At 40.8% G+C, this 20586-nt stretch carries 14 protein-coding genes; 8 read left to right on the top strand and 6 right to left on the bottom strand.

Annotated elements, in window-relative coordinates; genetic code table 11:
- The first annotated feature begins 223 nt into the window (after positions 1–223).
- Both ECHVI_RS02270 and ECHVI_RS02265 read left to right on the top strand, forming a co-directional pair.
- Positions 224–3310 (top strand): SusC/RagA family TonB-linked outer membrane protein, encoded by a 3087-nt coding sequence (locus tag ECHVI_RS02270; protein ID WP_015264321.1) that lies wholly within the window; start codon positions 224–226, stop codon positions 3308–3310.
- 117 nt (positions 3311–3427) lie between these two features.
- Positions 3428–5173 carry a RagB/SusD family nutrient uptake outer membrane protein gene (locus tag ECHVI_RS02265; protein WP_015264320.1) on the top strand — a complete coding sequence of 582 codons (1746 nt, stop codon included), beginning with the start codon at positions 3428–3430 and terminating at the stop codon, positions 5171–5173.
- 478 nt (positions 5174–5651) lie between these two features.
- On the opposite strand, the gene ECHVI_RS02260 is transcribed toward ECHVI_RS02265, so the two are convergent.
- The 3 genes from ECHVI_RS02260 to ECHVI_RS02250 all read right to left on the bottom strand — a co-directional run bounded on the left by ECHVI_RS02260 (position 5652) and on the right by ECHVI_RS02250 (position 8200).
- Complete coding sequence (locus ECHVI_RS02260) at positions 5652–6068, bottom strand: hypothetical protein (protein ID WP_015264319.1); 417 nt, start codon at positions 6066–6068, stop codon at positions 5652–5654.
- A 112-nt stretch (positions 6069–6180) separates the two neighbouring features.
- Positions 6181–6885 carry an RloB family protein gene (locus ECHVI_RS02255; RefSeq protein ID WP_015264318.1) on the bottom strand — a complete coding sequence of 235 codons (705 nt, stop codon included), beginning with the start codon at positions 6883–6885 and terminating at the stop codon, positions 6181–6183.
- Complete coding sequence (locus ECHVI_RS02250) at positions 6869–8200, bottom strand: AAA family ATPase (protein ID WP_015264317.1); 1332 nt, start codon at positions 8198–8200, stop codon at positions 6869–6871. The genes ECHVI_RS02255 and ECHVI_RS02250 overlap by 17 nt, the downstream gene beginning before the upstream one ends.
- Before the next feature lie 333 nt (positions 8201–8533).
- On the opposite strand from ECHVI_RS02250, the gene ECHVI_RS02245 reads away from it, so the two are divergent.
- Positions 8534–9391, top strand: a complete 858-nt coding sequence (locus tag ECHVI_RS02245) for a DUF2726 domain-containing protein (RefSeq protein WP_015264316.1) — start codon at positions 8534–8536, stop codon at positions 9389–9391.
- Positions 9392–9432: 41 nt separating this feature from the next.
- Here the strand turns inward: ECHVI_RS02245 and ECHVI_RS02240 are convergent, their stop codons facing one another.
- The 3 genes from ECHVI_RS02240 to ECHVI_RS23585 all read right to left on the bottom strand — a co-directional run bounded on the left by ECHVI_RS02240 (position 9433) and on the right by ECHVI_RS23585 (position 13010).
- Positions 9433–12021, bottom strand: coding sequence for a M4 family metallopeptidase (locus ECHVI_RS02240; protein WP_015264315.1), 2589 nt, complete (start codon positions 12019–12021; stop codon positions 9433–9435).
- A 224-nt stretch (positions 12022–12245) separates the two neighbouring features.
- Entirely contained in the window at positions 12246–12503 is a 258-nt protein-coding gene (locus ECHVI_RS02235; RefSeq protein ID WP_015264314.1) for a hypothetical protein, read from the bottom strand.
- Between the two features lie 348 nt (positions 12504–12851).
- Positions 12852–13010, bottom strand: coding sequence for a hypothetical protein (locus tag ECHVI_RS23585; RefSeq protein WP_157501175.1), 159 nt, complete (start codon positions 13008–13010; stop codon positions 12852–12854).
- A gap of 269 nt (positions 13011–13279) precedes the next feature.
- Between ECHVI_RS23585 and ECHVI_RS02230 the strand changes: the two genes are divergently transcribed.
- From ECHVI_RS02230 to ECHVI_RS02210, 5 genes are all read left to right on the top strand, one after another.
- The gene (locus ECHVI_RS02230; RefSeq protein ID WP_015264313.1) at positions 13280–14164 is read left to right on the top strand and encodes a hypothetical protein; all 885 of its coding nucleotides are present in this window, start codon (positions 13280–13282) and stop codon (positions 14162–14164) included.
- Between the two features lie 94 nt (positions 14165–14258).
- A complete protein-coding gene (locus ECHVI_RS02225; protein ID WP_015264312.1) occupies positions 14259–15230 on the top strand; it encodes a virulence RhuM family protein/type II toxin-antitoxin system death-on-curing family toxin in 972 nt (323 codons plus the stop codon).
- A 214-nt stretch (positions 15231–15444) separates the two neighbouring features.
- Positions 15445–16215: a DUF6577 family protein gene (locus tag ECHVI_RS02220; RefSeq protein ID WP_015264311.1), complete on the top strand. Its 771-nt coding sequence runs from the start codon at positions 15445–15447 to the stop codon at positions 16213–16215.
- An 80-nt stretch (positions 16216–16295) separates the two neighbouring features.
- Entirely contained in the window at positions 16296–17267 is a 972-nt protein-coding gene (locus ECHVI_RS02215; RefSeq protein ID WP_157501172.1) for a nucleotidyl transferase AbiEii/AbiGii toxin family protein, read from the top strand.
- A gap of 348 nt (positions 17268–17615) precedes the next feature.
- Entirely contained in the window at positions 17616–20585 is a 2970-nt protein-coding gene (locus ECHVI_RS02210; protein ID WP_041738263.1) for a CHAT domain-containing protein, read from the top strand.
- Position 20586 lies beyond the last annotated feature (1 nt).

Here is a 20586-nt window from a genome sequence, read left to right as displayed (position 1 = left end):
TTTAAGGTAGAATCAAAAAGGAGTAATAAATCGATTTTGCATGTAAATTAAGTTTGTATGACCAATTACTGGTGAAGAAGTTTTTCAAGGTGATGATAATTAATACAAGGCTAAAATATACTTAACAGCTGAGGGGTATATATCCTGTACTTTTGAAGGCAACTAAGAGGGGCAGCAAATAGCCGCTCGAGAACATTTTAATTTATCCAACACTTTAAACTTTATGCATTCAAATTTACGTTTTTCTAAGGCCATGTATGCCACGGCAGGTATGGTTTTTTTGGCGGGGATAGGGACTGCCTTTCACCCGTTAACAGCGAAAGGCATAGGGAATGATGTTGTTATGGAGAGAAATACTCCGCTGATGGACGTCATTGCCCAGGCTAAAAAAATCACTGGTAAGGTTACCGATGATCAAGGTGAGCCACTACCAGGGGCGACTGTGCGGGTCAAAGGGACGACCAACGGTACCGTAACCGACATAGATGGCAATTTTTCCATTGAAGTGGAAGAGGGAGCTGTGCTTCAGGTTTCCTTTGTTGGTTTTGTTGCACAAGAGGTTCCAATAGGGAATCAGGCTTCCTTAAGTATCCAATTGGTTTCAGATGCCACACAGCTGGATGAAATGGTGGTTGTGGGATATGGTACCCAAAAGCGCTCGGACATTACTGGAGCCATTGGTTCGGTAAAGGAAGGGGATTTTAACAAAGGGGTGATCTCTAATCCTGTGGACTTGCTACAGGGGAAGATGGCCGGGGTAAACATTACCTCCACCAGCGGGGAGCCCGGAGCTGCCCAAAATGTCATTATCCGCGGTGTGGGAAGTTTGCGTTCCGGGACACAACCGTTATATGTACTGGACGGTTTCTTGTTGGACAATGCGGATACTGGGATTGCTTCCAACCCACTTAACTTTCTGAATCCTGGTGATATCGAAAGTATCGAGGTGCTGAAGGATGCCAGTGCTACTGCGCTTTACGGATCCAGGGCCTCCAACGGGGTGGTCGTGATCACCACCAAAAAAGGTAAATCTGGCGCTACCCAAATGAACCTTTCTGCTTCTACTGCGTGGTCTTCCATGGCCAATAAAATAGATGTGTTCAGTGCAGATGAGTTCCGCGAGCAAGTGGTGGCTGTTGGGGGAGATTTGGAAGACTTTGGTGGAAATACTGATTGGCAGGATGAACTGACACAAGTGGGGCTTTCCAAGAATATCAACTTCTCCATGAGCGGTTCCAATACCAGTAATTTTTCCTACTTCGCTTCCTTAGGCTATCAAGATCAAGAAGGAATCTTGAAAAACAGTGAGCTGGAGCGTTTTTCCGGGAAATTGAACATGAACCAGAAGGCCTTTGACGGCAGGCTGAATGTCGATTATAACTTAACGGCCTCACATACCAAAAACCTGCGGCCAAGCATTGGCTCTACCATCAGTGACATGCTGAGCCTGAACCCTACGGTGCCGACGTATACAGACGGAGAGCCAACGCTTCTAAATACCAATGCGCTGAATCCATTAAAGCGGTATGAGCTCTACAGCGATGATGCTGCCAATAACCGGATTTTAGCGACCATATCTCCTTCTTTTGAGATTGTGGACGGGCTTACGTATAAGTTGAACTTGGGCGTAGATTATTCCAGCACCAACCGATATCAGCAGTACAGACCATACTCTGGCGTGATCAATGAATCCAATATTTCCGATGGAACCTTGGATGAAGGGATCAGCGAAAACACCAATAAGCTGGTGGAGAATACCCTTACCTACAACTGGCATAATTACCAGCATAACTTGACGGTACTGGCCGGGCATTCCTACCAGACCTTTCTGGATGAGTACAGGTTGACATCTGCTAGGGGATTTGCCGATAACAATATTGAGCCACGGTACCAAGACCACAACAGTACCAGCGAATACCCGACTACGGTCAGCTCTTCTGCCGTAAAGAATGAGTTGCAGTCGTTTTTTGCCCGGGTGAACTACACCTTTGACGAAAAGTATTTGTTTACCGGTACTTTCCGAGCTGATGGTTCCTCCAAGTTTGGAGAGAACAATAAATACGGCTATTTCCCTTCCTTTGCATTGGGCTGGAACATTACCAAGGAAGACTTCATGAGCAATTCCTTTTTTGATAACCTGAAGCTTCGTGCCAGCTGGGGACAGACGGGTAATCAGGAAATTCCTTCCAAAATCACCAAGGCAAGTTATTCGGAAGACCGGTTGTCTGAAGGCAATGGTAGTTTGAATACCTATCCGATTGACACTGATGCCACTACATTGGATGGCTATCCTTACGGAATTGTCTTTACCCGATTGGCCAATCCAGACCTGCAGTGGGAGGTGTCTACCCAAATTGATTTCGGGATTGACTTTGCCTTCTTTAACCACCGACTGACCGGTACCTTGGACTATTTTAACAAAGTGTCATCCAATATTCTATTGGAAGTGGTGCCTGCAGATCCCGTGGAACCGACCCCGACTTACTGGGACAATATCGAGAACATGAAGATCCACAACAGCGGGATTGAATTGGCTTTGGATTACGCGAGCGAGCAGCGAGGAGACTTTTCCTATGCCATTGGCGGTAACGTGACCTTTATAAATAATGAAGTAAAGGATTCTCCATATTCCGTATTGACCACCGGTGCTGCACAAGGTGCGGGCCAAACGGGCGCAACGATCAATGGCTACATTAACGGTGAGCCGATAGGGGCATTTTATATGCTGCAGTTTGATGGTATTTCTGAAGATGGCGTAAATCGCTTCAAGGATGTCAACGGGGACGGTGAGGTGCTGGATAATGACCGTGCTGTGGTCGGAAGTGCCATTCCAAAAGTGATCTATGGAGCCCATATGAACTTTAACTACAAGGCATTTGACTTGGGGCTAAACTTCAACGGTTCTGCTGGAAGTAAGGTGTACAACCACACTACCATGTCCCTTTTCACCAAAGCACAATTGTCCAGGTCCAATAACACGACGGACTTTGCCACACAATATCCAGAGGAGTCCTTTAACAATTCCAATACAGTGTCTACTCGCTTCCTGGAGAATGGTTCCTATTTCAGGCTGAACAATGCTACACTGGGCTATAACCTGAATTCGGCCTTGATTGGGTTGGGCGATGCCTTCCAAAACATTCGCATATCGGTAACAGGCCAGAACTTGTTTGTGATCACGGATTACTCCGGCTTCGACCCTGAAGTGAACACAGGTTCCACTTCCGGGGGGATCCAGACCTTCGGAATCGACCGCTTCACTTATCCTAGGGCCAGGACTTATTCCATCAACCTTAACTTGACATTTTAATCCAGGCAATAGGTGATAGGGGTTTGCCCGCGCTTTTGAAAAAGGTGGAGGGTAAAATCGATTTTCAATATTCGAAAGCAAATTGATGATTATCAAATCATAGAAAACATTAATGAAATGAAAAATATAACGTTTAACAAGACGCTTCTGGTCGCTGCAGGGATGATTGCATTCTCTAGTTGTACGACCTTGGAAGAAGAAGTGCTGGATGAGTCGTTGACCGGTACCGGTCAAGCAGAGGTAATCAGTGGTTCGATTGCCCCTGTTTATGGAAACCTCCGATATGTATGGAGGCATACCAATAACTTTGGACTGCAGGAAGTGGCCTCCGATGAAGGCATTCTTCCTTACCGTGGAGGAACAGACTGGTTTGATGGCGGGAAGTTTATCGCCGTTCACCAACACCTGATGACGCCTGGTAACGGCTTGGTGGGTGATACCTGGTCCAATATCACGCAGACATTGTCAAGAGCGATCTTGGCAGAGGAAAGGTTGCAGCTGGAGGTGGACAATGGCAATGCTGCCGCACAGGATCCCCTGTACGAAATGATTGCCATGAAAGCTTACCTCAACATGCTTGCGCTGGACAACTGGGGGCTGGTATTCAAGAAGGAAAGCTCAGATGATTTCTCTGAAATTCTCCGTGGTGAAGCGGCCGTAGACTATGTGGAAGGCGAGCTGTTGTCGGTAGTGGATGTGATTAACAGCGACAAAGGCCCCGGTAGGCTGAATAAGTATGCTGTGGAGGCATTGTTGGCGAGATTGTACCTGAATGCAGCGGTATACCGTGATCCTTATGGTACACCAGACTTCCGTCAGGAGGATATGGACAAGGTAATCCAATATACCAACAATATTATTGACGGGCCTTATGAGTTGTCCGCGGAGTATTTTGACTTGTTCAGTGATGACAATCACAACAATCCGGAAATCATTTTTTCGCTGGACCAACGGGGTGTGCTGCAGACAGAGCACAGTCGGTGGGCTTACTGGTCCATGTCCGGTGACCAAGTGCCCAGACCGGAATTTCCAAGCACGCGGGGTACCGATGCTGTTGCGGCCACGCCTGATTTTTATCAGTCTTGGGTGGATGCTTATGGGGAAGTAGATCCTGCAGACGCTGATGCTCGATTCTTCAAGGAGAATACGGTGATCCCCGAGGACCTGCGTGACCTGACCGGGGTCAATCCAAATAACGATGCAGACCATTACTACTGCGTGGAAGCCACGGAATTCGAGGTGGATCGAGGAATTCTTCGAAACATCATTTGGGGGCCTCGAAAGGATGAGAGTGGTAATATCATGACCTGCGATGATGGCAGCGTGCGGATCTATCCTGTGATCAATAGACGAAGCAGCGGTGCCGACCTGCGCTACGTGGACCATACGTTAAAGGTAGATTTCACCACTGAGGGCAGCTTGCACAATGCCGGTTACCGGTTTTCCAAGTACCAGTTCAGCCACACGGCGCCCAACTGCTGCTACTACAGTAGTGTGGATTTGGTCTTGATCCGTCTGGGCGAGATCTACCTGATGCGTGCTGAGGCCAAGCTTCGCAATGGAGACAATGCAGGTGCCCTAGCCGATGTGAATACCTTGAGGACCTCCAGGGATGCCCGTCCTGCGCAAACTCCTGCTCCTTTGGATGCCGTTGATCTGGATGTTTTGTTTAGGGAATCTGGCTTTGAGCTGTACTGGGAAGGCCACAGGAGAACCTACCAGATCCGCTACGGCAAATATGAGGACAGCTGGACCGAAAAGACCGATGCTGATGTAAACAAGCGACTGTTCCCGATTCCGCAACGGGCGATGGACGGTGCTTCCAGCCAGCCGGGCTTCTTGGAGCAAAATGCAGGGTACTAAAAACTACCAAACCTTTTAATGCAGTAAAGCCGATGGGGAAGACTCATCGGCTTTTTTTGTGGTCATCAGGAGGCCATCAACCTTATTTCTTTTTAACAGCCAATAGGGTGCTGCCGTTTTGTGGGTGATTTTTAATTGGCTAAAGACCGTTAGGTATTTATCCTAATTTGGCGAACGTGTGTATAGCAGGTGTAGGTAGAGGGCCCGTACCTTTAAGCTGTCATGCGTAAAGTGATGCCCTAGAGGAACGAACAATATAAAAACTGACCGTGTTTCTATCTGCGTTTGCTAAGGGGTATTCCCCTGAATTTTAACTAAAATGTAATTAGCGCTAATGGAAAAAAAGCGCATCACTTTGAATGGGGTGAATTGTCATTTCTGAAAAATTGGGCAACCAATTGTTGCTTAGGCCTGTTCTGGATTCTGGGGAGGTAGAGAGGATTCCTAAAAAGAAAAAGCGGAAAAATGGTAGGAGTATTTAGCCTAGTTTCGCTTTCTCAGCCACATTTTTTGAGTTCAAATAGTTTTTCTTACCTATTGCAGCTTTTTCAATAGTTATTCTTTGACGATCTCTTTCTTCATTAAATAAATAGGGAAGAATTGATTCTTTCAATGCCTTTGTCAAATGCCCTTGCTTCCTACTTTGAGGAACAATATACCAGTGAAGGTCACTATACATATCAAATACAGCTCCGACATATTGGTTTAGTTCATTTTTTATAAAGAAAAATCTATAAGAAGAAAAATTCACAATAATATTATCAGTCATTTTGGGTTGTTGGGGCCAAACTTTTGCGACATTAACGGTCTTACTAATCTGCCTGGTGAAAATCGATTCACACGCATTACCATTGTTAAGACGGTTAATATATTTTCTGATTTCTTTTTCTGTCATTTAACTTTCTTGTTGTTTTTTAAGATGTTAAATGAGTTTTGGTGCTTTTACCTATATAATTATTGAAAAAAACGTTTCATCCGATCTCTTTCACTGATATAGTTTGTCTATCTTAAATATGTTTTCTTAGCTCTTCTACGAGTTTAAAAATGGTAGTGCAGGATTCTGCCATTGCCGGATTGCCCGGATCATGATTATCCAGATTGCGTGTTGCTCTGGCAATTGCAATTTCGGCTCTATCCTTATTAACCTTTTCATCGATACCATCCAAAATTTCAAATATCTCCTCCGTTATGATCTTTGATCCTTTCCCATCATAGGATACACCAAATGGTTTAAGCAGTGCATTGATTTTTTCATCATAATCATCGCGGTGCATTCCTCCGCCCTGATGATCTTCCAAGTGAAGGATGATCCAATATTCAAATGCCTGATTGGAGTAAGCAACTTTAAAATTTTGAGCCTCTGCAATAGCAATGGCATTATTAAAGTCCGAAACGGGAAAATCATCCTTGTCAAATACACACCATATCTGATCGTAGTCTTTATTTTGGGCAAGTTGCCCCGCTCTTTCTACTAATGAGATCGTATTGTATCCTTCCCCGATCGCTTCAACAGTAATGGTTGATAACTTAAACTTCCGAAAATAGGAAGGCTCTGTATTTTTCCCTTCACAAACTATTAGTATTGTAGGTTTTTTATCTTTTTGAGGTTCCGGTCTTTCAAGTGTAGGTTCTTTCCGTCTATTCTTCTTCAGTTGTTCCCGATGCTTTTCCTTCGCTGCAATTTGTTCAGCTTTTTTATTCTTCATTTTCATCTTGCATCAATATTTTTTTAAAAGTAAGACTGTCAAAAAAACCAAGGTATGGAACAGAACCATACTTTCCTCTGATATAGTTTTCCTCGAAGGCTTCGTTTTTTCGTACACTATCTGTTTTAAAGTCTGCTAAAGAATATAGGCTTGCAGAACCAAATTTGTTCTTTTCTGTAAACCAGATTTGGTCTCTTCTAAAAAGCCCCGAACCTAATAGATTAGTATCGTGTGTATTAAAAATCAATTGGGCATTTCTAGGATTCAAGTCCTTGGAGTTAAACAAAGAAATCAATTTGCATACGAGATTGGGATGCAGTTTTGAATCCAATTCATCTACAACCAGGATATAGCCATTTTCAAGAACATCCAAGACCGGGCCGGTAAGTGCAAAGAACTTTCTGGTTCCCGAGGATTCATCGATATCCATGGAAAAATGAATATCATCAATATATTTGTTGTTCGAGTCATATTGTCTATGTGAGGTCAACACATCCGAAACAATTTCTGAATTTTCTTCTTTGGATTCCCTTATTAACCTTTCTCTGATCTCCTTTGGTAGATCTTTAGGCAACTTTTCAATATCCAGTAATTCCAATCTGATGTCTTGAATTCCTAGATCCGCCGCTTTCAATAATTCCAAAATTCTCAATTTTGTTTTAGGTTCCTTGGTTCTACTTATCGTATAACCATGGTAACCTTCTTCCCTTAAACCGGAAAAGGTTTTCAACGACTTGAACCAATTGATGACATTGATTGCGATACTATCGTTAAGTTGCGCCGTCAATGATAGTAGTAGGGCATTATCTCTTACCAGACCTTCTTTGACGGCAAGTGCCCCTTTTTTAAAAGTTTTTTGATGAATCTCAAAGCTTTGGAGATCCCTATAGAATAATTCGATCTCTTTCGTTTTAGGCTTTTGATACAACCATTCAGCAACAACCTTTTCTTTATTTACCTCAAAGCCATATCTATATTGAATGTCTTCATGAAGAAAAATCACTTCAAATTCACTGGGTGAACTAACAGACTCTGAATTTAACCTAAATGGTTCAATATCAATTTCATCACCTTGTTGACTGTCTTTTGAAGAATTAATGGCAAAATGTTTCATGAACATTAGTGCCTCCATGAATTTACTTTTACCACTTGCATTAGCACCGTATATGACCGCACTTTTTAGCGTTCTGAAATTGTATTTTGTATTGAAAATGATATTATCTGTTTCTCTTGTTTCCCTGTCATAATTAGAGGCAACCATATTCAATGTAACTCTGTCCTTAAATGTCCTGAAATTACCGACTGAAAATTGAATAATCATTTTGATTCTTATTTTTGCGAGTATTCTGCAATTATAACTTTTATTATTCAATTATTGTTCAAATATATTGTTTTTCTGTTTTATGTAAGGGCAAGCTTTAGCATTTGCTTAGGATCGGATCTTTAAGGTGAAAAGAGTCTCTTGGTAAATCTTGGTGATTTGTTTAAGCTTTGGGGAATAAGAATCCTAGGGTGTATTTGGAAAAGTTTGGACTTCATCTAAGAATTGGTTTTAATGAAGCCAATGATTTGTATTGGAGATTTTAAAACCTCTTTTATCATATTAACTTACAAATCTTAACTATAACTATTTCTAATTGTTATTAATAATATCATGTTTAACCAAGAAGTTATTTATACTCACCTGAAAAAAGAAGAATGGGATGAGCTTGTTAAGATATTTTACTATAAACAAGACCTTATCAGCAATGACCCGCTTTTAAAACAATCCTTAAGCGTTACATTGGAAGCTATTATCATAAAAGTTAAAGAAGGTAATGGACAGGATAATTTTGTTGAGGCCTTGGAAAGTTTCTTTCAGATAAAAGAAAAACTGGGGTTGACTGAAGAACAGGAGGTGCTTTTTGTTGAGGCAATTGTAAAAAGTAAAAAAGATAATCTTCCAGCGGCATATAATTATGCTCAATATTACCCGACGAATAAAGTATGTCAAGAGGTGGTTTTACTTTATAAAAAAGACATGCCTCAAGAAGTTAGTCATTCTCAAGGGCATTCCATTGGAGTGACAGAGAATGAGGTGCCTATAGAATATCCAAATTTAAGCAAACCACTTTTTAACTCGGTTCAAGAGGTGGACTTCTTTCTTGCATTAAAAAGGGTATTTGACACCTACCAGGTCTATCCCAATGTCGCATTGAGTAGTATTATCGATTTTGAGTCTATTTCGCCTAAGCTAGAAGGCAACGAAAAGTCTTTTTTCCTGAAAGCAACGGTAGACTTTGTTGTGTTCGAGCCATTCAGAAATTACTTTCCAATATGTTTTTTTGAAATTGATAGTATTTACCACGATACAGACCGGCAGCAAGTAAAAGACAAAATGAAGGATAGGATATTTTCGTTGGCAGGTTTAAAATTGATGAGGATACGTAAGGTCAATAATAACATTAATGAAGAAGGGTTTGAGCAATTGCTGAGGGAGATACGTAAACAGCTTGCAGGTAATTTGAATTAATGGGGGAATATTATAGCCAATATTCCCCCATAGGTTAAAGGTTACCTTTCTATTCTTAGTTTTTTCCTGATAATCCCGTTTTTGTGAATGATATGTACATAGTAAAACCCATTCCCCAGATTGCTGACATCAATGGTCGTCCTTGATTCATTTACGGTCTTGCTCATCAGTTCAGTTCCGGAGGGATCGAATAATTTGATGTTTACCTTCTCCTTATCGGAAACAGATTGTTTTATCAGGTCTTGATCCAGTTCGATATTTATACTTTCTGATGCAGGGTTGGGGTAAACCTTATAATTTAGCGCTGTACCATAGCAATCTTCTGATCTGAAAGCATAATCCTGATAGGAAGTGCCGCAATCGTTCTGCATGCTGACTCTAAAAATGACTTCCTGACCGTATTCCCAAAACTCAAAGTTAATGGACATGCTTTCAGCCCCTCCTGATCCCCAATAGGTAATGTTCGGGTCGGAAGTATAGATCATGGATACATTGGAGATCTCAGAACCTAATAATGGTACATCCAAGGTTACCGGGTATAACAGATCGCATACAATATTATTGATAACTGAGATATAAGGGTTGGCAGTTTGATTGGAACCATTGTAGGAATAGGTTGCATTGCCCTCATCAGGAGAACCTGCATGTACGTAAATTGCCTTTTGAATTTCCGTTTCACACGTGCCATTTCCCACAGTATACGTAATGGTTGCCTGACCTGAGCTGTAGGATGCAGCAGGTGTCAAATTGGCCGTTGCCCCTGAGCCGGAAGATGAGGTTACCAAATTGGAAGGACTGACTGACCAACTGATATTGGTGCCTGATGGTATATTACTTAAAGAAAATGAGGTGTTGGAACAGACAATATCTTCTCCGCTTATATTCATAATTCCACCACTAAAGGCACCTCCAACACCTACAGCGTACCATGCGTCGGTGACAGCGCGTACTTCAGGGGAGTTTTCACAATAAATATCTTCAGCAGCATTGATAGCGGCTATTCTGGCATCCGCATATTCGGAAGAACTGGTTAGGTAAATAAGTTCCATTCTGTAGGCTATCAGGGCAGCCTTTTCAAGCCCTATTCCATCGACAGTGTAGCTGTCATTATTATCATTGGTACCACTTCCGCCTTGAGACAATAAATAAAACCAGTGGCTCAAGACCGTTGAATTGAAATGAGGCTCTTCCTGAGCATGCCAATAATCTCCCTGGTATGTGTCTGGGTGTTGGCCTTCTGCCGTATTTGTACTTTTGGGGTTTTGCAAGTTTCTTAGACCATTAAATCCTCCGGAGAACACTTCTTCGCCCATTATCCATGTTGCCTTGTTTGAAGTCGCCCAGTCTTCTATGCATGCCGCCCATATGTCACTGAAACCTTCATTTAAGGCACCGGTCTCATGCCAGCCCGGGGTTAGGTTGGCTGTAAATTCATTAATGCCGTGTCCAAATTCGTGGGCACAGATATCCAAAGACGTCAATGGGTTCGGCTGACCTGAATCTCCATCTCCGTATAACATATATCTGGCATTAATACCCCCTTGCCAAAATGCATTGTTGATAGGGCTTCCGTCAAAATTAGGAGTATAATGGACATAACTTAATATCCTGATACCACTGTCATCTATGCTATTCCTTTGGTGTACTGTTTGCCAATAATCTGCGACCATTTCAGCTCCCCAATGAACGTCCAGGGCTTGTTGATCCTGATTGATCCCTGCCCAGTTCCCGCTTGTCCAATTGGTACCTGTATTGGAGAAATCAGCTGCTGTGCCGATATTATCGGAATTATTGAGATTTAAGGTAATGATGTCTACACCATCTCTTTCTTCCCTTAAACGAAATCCTCCCGCGAACGAATCACTGGTGATCGATAAGTTCCCGCTGTACATGGTTTCGGCCAAAGAAGGAGTGTTTACTTCCTCGATATTTCTCCCGGTTTCCAACCTTATTTCACAGGTTAAAGAATATGCCCTTACAATATCACCTGATCCTGCATCCACAAAAATCACCTGTTCATCATTAGGGACCATGGATGAGATGAGGAATTTCCATGCTAAAATCATTTCTTCTTCTTTCCCTTCTTTCATTTCATTTTTGGTAATGACCAGCTCGCCTTCAGGGTAATAGCTGGAAGTAGGGTCGCCCGAGTGTTCTCTAAGAAAGGATTGCATGCCCTCATCTTCCCATTTATAGATTTCTGCATCAATAAAACCCAAAGCGTTGGATAGAGCTGCATCTTCGGTTATTTGGGGCTGTACCGAACCGATATCTATAGTTCTAAAGTGTCCATTGAACTTGGTGATTTTACCGTTTTTTCCATGAACCCAATATTCTGAATTCTCGACTTTTATTCCTTTATAGTATTGTTGGAACTTTAAATGACTCATTCCAAATTTGTCATTGATTTCCTTAACCGGTTTAAAATCATCGTGTTCTCCGGCAAGAAGTAAAGCCAGGAGAGCCTTGGCATTTTCCATTTTTTGATTGGATTGGGCTTTGACTCTGACAAAGGATATATTTCCCGATCTATCATATTGTACATCTGCCGTATCACGGACTTGGGCATTGGAAAAAGTGGTACTTAAACAAAATAATACCACTACAAGTAACTTGGTAATAGTTCTCATGGTAAAGTAGTTATGGTTAAACAATTGTCTATGGTCTGAACTAAAATGGCCAATTACCAATGGTGCCTAAAACCAGTTCCTAGTCTCTGGAGTAGATTATAGAAGGTTTGATTTATTGCTGAAAATTGGTATTGACCGGTATTATAAAACTTATCGTCTCCGTTTTCTTTATGGCTTGATGGTGTAATAAAATGATAGATATCAATAGCCAATAAAAATTTTCCTTATTGTGGATCATCAGATACTTTTGTCAACCGATAAAAAACTGCATCTGAGGCATTGGTATGGATAATAAGGGTGTCACTATAAATTCCCTCTACCATAAAATCATTGGGATACCCCAGACTATCAAAGTATTTCATGACATAAGCAGAATCAGCATCAGGATACCCCCATTTGTCCTTATACCATATAAGAGTGGTATCCAGCTTTAATTCAGTACCGGAATAACTTCTGATCCTTTCATTATTGGTGAATTCCAAAAATTGGTTTCCATACTCATGATAACATGTTGCACAGATTCCACCTATTCCATAATGAAGCTCCCATTTACCCTCAAGGGTATCCTGTATGACAGATAAGGGTTGATTGTATAAAGTGATCGTTGATCGGGGCTTTTCTTTTTCTCCGCAATTACTAAATATAACTGTGAGTAGTACGAAAAAAAAATAACGTGGGACCGATAGTGGGAGTTTTCATAGTTATCGATGTTTGTGGCTGTTGGTATATTAAACTAGAGCAGTCTAAAAAACTGATTTTATTCGATACTAGGTTGCTAATATAGCTTAAACCCAATGCCCTTACATCACTGGTTTCAGTGATTTTTAGATTTAGGTAAAACTACCTGTTTTGGAGTACCGCCCGAACCTCTTTAAAGTAGGGATATGGTATTGGAGGGTAATGGTCGCCGTCTCCTGTGGACCGGGCTGTTTATTGCGATCTTTTCCGTGAAAAGGATCTCCATGTCCATCCCTGACGAGTTTGTTCAAGACTGTTTAAAAGAGACATTTTAAGGCGTTTTTCAATAGAAACGGAACAAAAGGCAGCTAATGTAGTGCGCCTCCTTCCGCATGATAAGTGCCCATACCGGGCGAAAAACTTTTGTGACATTGTCTTTGGCCAAAGGGATTCCGGCCGAAGTTGTGATGAAAATTACCGGGCATTCTGATTATAAGAGTTTTAAACGTTATATTGAAGTGGATGAACAGCGCAAAAGAGATGAAATGACGAAAGCTTGGAGCTAACTAATGTTTTTGATATGCATAATTTTAATAAAGGGATTGGGCTTAAAGGATACATTTTTGGAGAGTTATTTTTACATTATGATGGCCGACCCGGGGTGGAAAGAATTTGGATTTACAGATTTGGGTTTGATATCTTCCAAAAAGAGGATGTTCTACGATCCTGGTACCCAAAGTTGTGTGGATTTAGGCTGGTTTTTTTACCACTTCTTATTTTTTCCTTGCTTATAGGGGCTTTTGGATTGGTGTTTTATGCGTTGGCTCAATTGGATATACCAGCATGGTCCTATCTTTTTGTTTTCCTTGGTGTGTTTATATGCCCGGTAGCATTTTTAATGGTTTTAATGTTTGGAAGGTCTGCAAAGAATTTGGTAGAGACAGTCTCGTTTTTCAAGTATCTAAGAGCTGGAAATAACCTAAGTAGATTCTTGTTACTGGATTTAGACGATATGGAAGGATTTGAGGAGTTCTATGGTGAATTTTTGAGCCCCGTTTATAGGGGCGATTTCAAGAGGGATAAAGCAAATGAGAATACGCTTAGACAGAAATTAGTATACCTTTATTTGTTGACCTATGAATTCAATAATCTTCATGGTTTGGTTCAATATGTAGCAGACCACAGTGAGAATAAATGGGGTACCGAAAAAATATATCGAGTGTTGCAGGAGATACTGGGTGCCAATAAGGACAATATCAGAAAGGCCCAAGGAAGGATCCATCAGCACCTTGATGACTTTGGTGAGGGCGTTTTTAACAAAGATGGAGAGAAAACTAGAGAATGCCTGGAAATTGCTAAAGCCTTCTTCTCATGCACGGATAAAAATTATGCCAATGGTGTTAATATGCCTCTGATAATTGAAAGAATTGACAATATGCTGGAAAAATATGGAAATGAGTTATGAGTGAATATCTTATGCTGGGAAAGAATAGTTTAGAACTGTGTATTGGCCGAAAATCACGTTCTAAATTTTTCTTAAACATTACCTAAACAATTAAATGGAAAAGCAAATAGAAATTTATCAAGGAATCGACGGGGAAACTCAGATTGAAGTTAATTTTCAGGATGACACGGTGTGGTTAAACCAAAAACAAATGGGAGAGTTATTTGCCAAAGATACAGATACCATTGGTTTACATTTAAAAAATATTTTTAGTGAGAAGGAACTTGATGAAAACTCAACTACCGAGGATTTCTCGGTAGTTCGTCAAGAGGGAAAACGCAATGTAAGAAGAACCATAAAATTTTATAATCTTGATGCAATAATCTCTGTAGGATATAGGGTCAACTCCAAAAGAGGCGTCCAGTTTCGGCAATGGGCTACCACCAGATTGAAGGACTATCTAATTAAAGGGTATGCCATTAATGAAAAAAGACTAGCACAAAAGCAACAAGAGGTTCAGACCTTGAAAAATGGGATTCGGATATTAAGCAGGGCAATTGAAGAAAAAATAGATGATACCAACTTCCAATGGCTAGGCCAGTTTGCGAAAGGATTGGAGTTATTGGATGATTATGACCACGAGAATCTTGATCAAAAGGGGATAAGCAATGTTCAAGCTATTTATCCAACAATGTCCGAGTACCAAGAGGTTATTGAAATGATGAAAGCAGATTTTGATTCATCTGTTTTTGGAAAGGAAAAGGATGCTTCTTTCCAAAGTGCCGTTGCCCAGATTGCAAAAGGATTTGGAGATGAAGACTTCTATCCGACGCTAGAGGAAAAGGCTTCCACATTGTTATACTTGATTGTTAAAAATCATGGGTTTGTTGATGGGAATAAGAGAATTGCAGCAGCGTGTTTTTTACTGTTCTTGGAGAAAAATGGACTTCTACAAAACGAACAAGGACAATTAATCATCAGTAATGAAGCGATGGCCAGTTTGACTTTATTTATTGCGTCCAGTAAGCCAGAAGAGGTTGATGTAGTGAAAAGGCTTGTGGTGAGCGTATTAAATAGAAGTAGGTAGGGATGAGGTGTACTTAACTATAAAATTAAATGATTTAAACCTCCTTTTGGTTGATTGATGATTTGACGATTGAGCTTTTACTCAAAAATGCCAGTAAACAAGTTTTTCTGGCAAAAATGAGTGTTTTTAAAAAATGCCATTATATTTGCTTTATTGGCAAAATTGAGTAATTCAAAAAAATGCCAATAAATTTAAATACTGACAAATCTGAGCTATGTCTAAAATCATTGACCGTCAAATATTGAAGCAATTTAAAAGTAAAGGAAGTTTCGACCGAGATACCCTCAGTTCCTTTTTGACTGATTTGGATCCGGAAATCACCGAAAGTGCTTTAACCTGGAGAATACATGATTTGGTAAAACGAAAAGTAATTAATCAAGTGAAATTGGGGGTTTATGTCATTTCCGACAAAGAAATCTACAGGCCATTTGTATCTGATAAACTGGCTCGTCTATCCAAGATTGTAGCCAAGGAGTTTGATGATCTGGAGTATTGCCTTTGGAGTACCGAGTGGCTCAATGATTTTACCAGACACCAATTGGGAACCTTCTTTTACATACTGGAGGTGGAGAAGGATTTTGTAGAGGAAGTATTCAATGCCTATTCAGAATCTAGGCAATACAGAGTGTACTTGGATCCCAAAGAAGACATCATGGAACGCTATGTGGAAAGTGAAGTTTCCATCGTTATAAAGCCGCTTATAAGTCGTTCACCAAAGCAGAGAGTTGCTGTAAAGGAGAAGTCAAAGGATAAAATCTATGTACCCACCTTGGAGAAGATATTGATTGACGTGTATAGCGATGCAGTAACCTTTTATGCTATACAAGGAAGTGAAATGGACACGCTGTTTGAAACTGCTTTAAAACACTATCAGATAAACTTTACCAAGTTAATTACCTACGCTGGAAGAAGAAATAAAGAGAAACAAATTAAAAGCTACTTAGAGAACAACTTTAGTGACTTTGTAAAAGACATTTTAGAATGATAAAAGCACATTGTTTTACAAAAGAATGGATCAACAGCTTTAAGCAGCAAAAGCATTTAAAGCGAATCAATCCTCCGATAATGGAGAAAATGATACAAGCCCTTTCTTTGTTGCAGCAACTCAAAGCCCATGGTCTAGAGTTCACATTTAAAGGTGGTACAAGCCTTGTTTTGTTACTTGCCAAATCAAGACGGTTTTCGGTGGATATTGACATCATTACCACCCAAAGTGGTGAAGAAGTAGAAGCTATCCTGGACAAAGTGGTAGCAAACTCACATTTCAATAGTTGGGACTTACAGGATAGAAGGAGCTATAAAGAAGGTGTTCCCAAAGCTCATTACAAATTTGATTATGAATCCAGTCTCAACCAAAGTGCTCATTTTGTGTTGTTGGATATTTTGTTTGAGAAAACCGATTACCCAAAGCTGTTATCGGTCCCTATTCAGTCGGAATGGATAGAATCAGAGGAAGTATTGGAAGTGGCTGTGCCTTCCATTGAATCCATTTTAGGAGATAAACTAACGGCATTTGCACCGAATACGGTCGGGATATTGTACGGCAAGGATAAAGAGCAGGAAATCATCAAACAGCTTTTTGATATAGGTTGTCTGTTTGATGAAGCAGAAAACGTAGATGAAATAGCTTTGAGCTTTGAGAAAATTGGAACCAAGGAGATCAACTACCGTGAACTTGAAATTGGTTTAACGGATATTCTGGATGATATTTTTACCACTTCCTTACTCATCGCCAAGCGAACTAAAAATACCGTAGAACTAGACAAAACCCGATTTACTGAACTCACCACAGGTATACGGAGGTTTGAAGGCTTTTTGATAGCTGAAAACTTTAAAATTGAAGATGCCATACTAGCTGCAGGTAAAACAGCTTACCTAGCTAAACAATTAAAGAACAAAGACTATTCTGCCTTTGAAAAATTTAACGGTCAGGACATCAGTAAACTAGAAATCACCGGCGAGCTGAACTTCCTGAATAAGCTTAAAAAGTCGAGAGATAAGGCAGCATTTTTCTATTGGTACAAGGCGTTGAATTAAAATGAAAACCGGATTAAAAAATACTATCCTAGTTTGATTAATGGAAGGATGACCATATTGGTATTGTCCACAATCAAGCATTAGAAAACAGTTAGGGGCGAAAATTAAAATGAGCGATAGACCATGAGACCTTTTAACCAATGTTTGGGTAGCATGCTTTGTTGTCTGGATTACAAAAAATTCTATCTCTGGCCCAAGATTTTGCAATAAGAACGAAATGAGTATTTTTGACTTAAAATTGGAGCGTTTTAACATAGCTCTTTTAGGTGGTGAAATTAAAAATGACTGGATTTTTGAATATAAAAGTACTTTTTTATGCTATTATCATGTAAAAACTTATACCCTCTCATGCTACTTTTGTGTGTTCCAATCTATGGGGAGGCATGGGCACAGGAAACGGACGAATCGCAATATAACGAAATAACCCTGTCCGATACTTCCAATACTGTTGATTCATACAAGTCGGAAATATTAGATCGTATTGACAGCCTACGGAGCTATTATACAAAGGAGCATCCTCAGTACGATAGTTTGCTTTTTTCTATTTATGATGGGTATAAACAGCAATACGTTGACCTGGAATACCAAAATGATACAAAGAAGGCTCTCCAAATAGCACTGGCATGTGAAGCCATTTTTATTGGAGAGCTAGAGGATAAGGAACAGGCCGATCTTATTTACAATATTGCACACATTTACGATAAGGATGAACAATACCTGAAAGCCCTAAATTATTACCGTCGCTCCATTGAGCGCTATGAAGCCATACATGATGTCGAACGGCTGGACTTACGTAATGATTTGGCACTGGCTTATAACAATATCGGTGTGATACATGCCCATACGGGCTTTTTTACCAAGCGAAAGGAATGCTACTTAAAGGCCAAAGCGCTTTGGGAGTCCATGGACGAGGTGGACAAAAGTAACCTGATTTCGTTATATGGCAACTTGTTGGGGTTATATGCCAAATATGGGGATAGAGAGGCTTCCGAAGAGCTGATAACGATGATAAATGACAAATTTGACCAATGGATGGCTGAAGATTCATTTGGCAAGGGAAGGAAGGAGTTGCAGGCTGAACACCCTCCGCAGATTTATCAGGTACAAAAACACAGGTTAAACCTTCAATATTTGGGGTTTACAAACGATAGAACCAGTGGTTTGGCGCATTGGGACAGCCTTAGTACATATTTCCATAGCATGAGCCTAAAAGACCAGCAACGTTATTCCGAGTACCTCTTAAATGGCGTTTATCGTGTTGCCACCTTGATGGTAGATCAGGATAATGTCAGTGAGAGAGCGGAGGAAAGGAAGTTTATTGATCTTGGAATGAAGGAAAGCAATAAATTGGGAGATCGGTATTATGAAATGATTTTCCATACCCGGCTGGTGACCTTTTATGAATATGCTACTGAGGATTTCGCCAATGCACTCATCCATCTAGATAGCGCACTACAGATCGGAAAGGAAATGGATATCCGCGAGTTCAATTTGCTCAATATTTATCTCAAGAGAGGAGATATGCTACAAAAATTGGGACGTTTTGAAGAAGCGGAGGAAATGGCGTATCATGGTTTTTCCCTGTTGTTGGAGGAGCCTGTGAGTGATTTGTTTACAATACAACGAGAAGATTTTGCCCAACGCAATGATATATATTACGTCGATGCACTTCGGGAGGTGGCCAAAATTTACAAAAACCAGTTTCGTAAAGGCGGAAATACTGCACATGCCCAATTGGCCTATCACTTTTACACCATAGCCGCAGACCTTTTTCATGTTTATTACCAAAAGGGTGTTTACAATCCTTGGCTGGACATGACCAATAAGGATATCACCGAAGGGGTGTTGTCCATGCATCTCGCACTTGGGATCACCGATCATGACAAGCTGGTAAATACCTTGGAAAGAAACATGTCCCAACATCTATGGAAGGAGTTTGAGGCCAAATACCAGCAATTCTTATCCGTGCCTGACAGTTTGCTTATAAAACACAATATGCTTAAGGCCAGTCTGGCCAGGGCAAAAAATGATACGATTGTTTTGGCCGAGGAACTGGAAAGGTTGGATAGGGAGCTCTTGGCAAATGAAGCTGCCATCTCATCCTATGATAAGAAATATTTTTCCTTCTTTTCCGGACAATTGGATATTAATGAATTACGGACGCGTCTCTCCGGGGAGCAGGCGATCATTAGGTATATTGCAACGGATAAAAAGCTTTTTGCTATTGTGGTGAACTCTTCAAATGTCAGTGTAGTGGAAATTGGGGAAAAGAAGCCTGTTTTTGAGTTGGTCGAAAGCTATCATGATCAAGTACAATCCATACGGGATCAGGCTGTAGGATTGTCAAGAGAATTGTATGATCGGTTGATAAGGCCGTTAGGTCTGAACGAACAGACTATTAGGCACTTGGTCATTGTTCCGCAAAGTAATCTTAATTTACTGGCTTTTGAGAGTTTGGAGAATTCCAAAACTGGTCGTTTGATGGTGGAGGATTATGAACTAAGTTATGCGTATTCATTAAAGCTTTGGGAATTGCAACAAAATGCGGGAGCATATTCTTCCCATAAAAATAGTATCGCAGCTTTTGTGCCTGAATACCCCAAGTCCTATCTGGCCGCTATGGAAGAGGACCATGTAACCCGTGGCCGGTTGACGTATTTGGAAGGGGCTTTATCGGAAGCCCAATATATTGTAGATAAACTGGGAGGAGATGTTTTCCATAAAGATGCTGCCAATAAAAATCGTTTTATAGCTTCCATAGGTCATTACCAAATTTACCATTTTGCTACCCACGCCATGGTAGATCATACCAATTATGAAAAATCGGGTATTTATTTTCAGGATGGAGAGACCCTTTCCTATTCCGAATTATATCAAATGCGTTTCCCGGCTGAAATGGTGGTACTAAGTGCCTGCAACACGGGAATAGGTGAACTCCATGAAGGGGAAGGCTTGATGAGTCTTTCCCGTGCACTTACTTATGCCGGGGTAAGAACTTCTGTATATAGCTTATGGCAGGTTCCTGATGAAGAAACTTCCATATTGATGAAGTCTTTCTATAAGTATTTGGTAGAAGGATACGGTAAAGAAGAAGCTCTTGCTATGGCCAAAAGGACTTTTTTGGATGATTTTCCCATGAAACGGCATCCGTTTTATTGGGCGGGATTCGTTCTAAACGGGAATTTGGAAGCCCTATCACTTGAGGACCGTTCGGGAAAATTCTGGAAGTGGGGCGGTTATCTGATCATTTTGCTGCTTCTATTGGGGGTAATAGTTTATACTTATCGCAAGAAGAAAGGAACAAGGACAGGAAACTAAA

The organism is Echinicola vietnamensis DSM 17526, assembly GCF_000325705.1.
Taxonomy (GTDB): Bacteria; Bacteroidota; Bacteroidia; order Cytophagales; family Cyclobacteriaceae; genus Echinicola; species Echinicola vietnamensis.
Note: the sequence above shows the minus strand (reverse complement) of the source record. Positions and strands in the feature narration are given on the sequence as shown.

Coding starts and splice junctions, on each gene's coding strand:
- ECHVI_RS02260 (WP_015264319.1), bottom strand. CDS start 6,068: ATGACAGAAAAAGAAATCAGAAAATATATTAACCGTCTTAACAATGGT.
- ECHVI_RS02255 (WP_015264318.1), bottom strand. CDS start 6,885: ATGAAAATGAAGAATAAAAAAGCTGAACAAATTGCAGCGAAGGAAAAG.
- ECHVI_RS02225 (WP_015264312.1), top strand. CDS start 14,259: ATGGAAAAGCAAATAGAAATTTATCAAGGAATCGACGGGGAAACTCAG.
- ECHVI_RS02265 (WP_015264320.1), top strand. CDS start 3,428: ATGAAAAATATAACGTTTAACAAGACGCTTCTGGTCGCTGCAGGGATG.
- ECHVI_RS02220 (WP_015264311.1), top strand. CDS start 15,445: ATGTCTAAAATCATTGACCGTCAAATATTGAAGCAATTTAAAAGTAAA.
- ECHVI_RS02215 (WP_157501172.1), top strand. CDS start 16,296: ATGGAGAAAATGATACAAGCCCTTTCTTTGTTGCAGCAACTCAAAGCC.
- ECHVI_RS02270 (WP_015264321.1), top strand. CDS start 224: ATGCATTCAAATTTACGTTTTTCTAAGGCCATGTATGCCACGGCAGGT.
- ECHVI_RS02240 (WP_015264315.1), bottom strand. CDS start 12,021: ATGAGAACTATTACCAAGTTACTTGTAGTGGTATTATTTTGTTTAAGT.
- ECHVI_RS02245 (WP_015264316.1), top strand. CDS start 8,534: ATGTTTAACCAAGAAGTTATTTATACTCACCTGAAAAAAGAAGAATGG.
- ECHVI_RS02230 (WP_015264313.1), top strand. CDS start 13,280: ATGCATAATTTTAATAAAGGGATTGGGCTTAAAGGATACATTTTTGGA.
- ECHVI_RS02250 (WP_015264317.1), bottom strand. CDS start 8,200: ATGATTATTCAATTTTCAGTCGGTAATTTCAGGACATTTAAGGACAGA.
- ECHVI_RS02210 (WP_041738263.1), top strand. CDS start 17,616: ATGCTACTTTTGTGTGTTCCAATCTATGGGGAGGCATGGGCACAGGAA.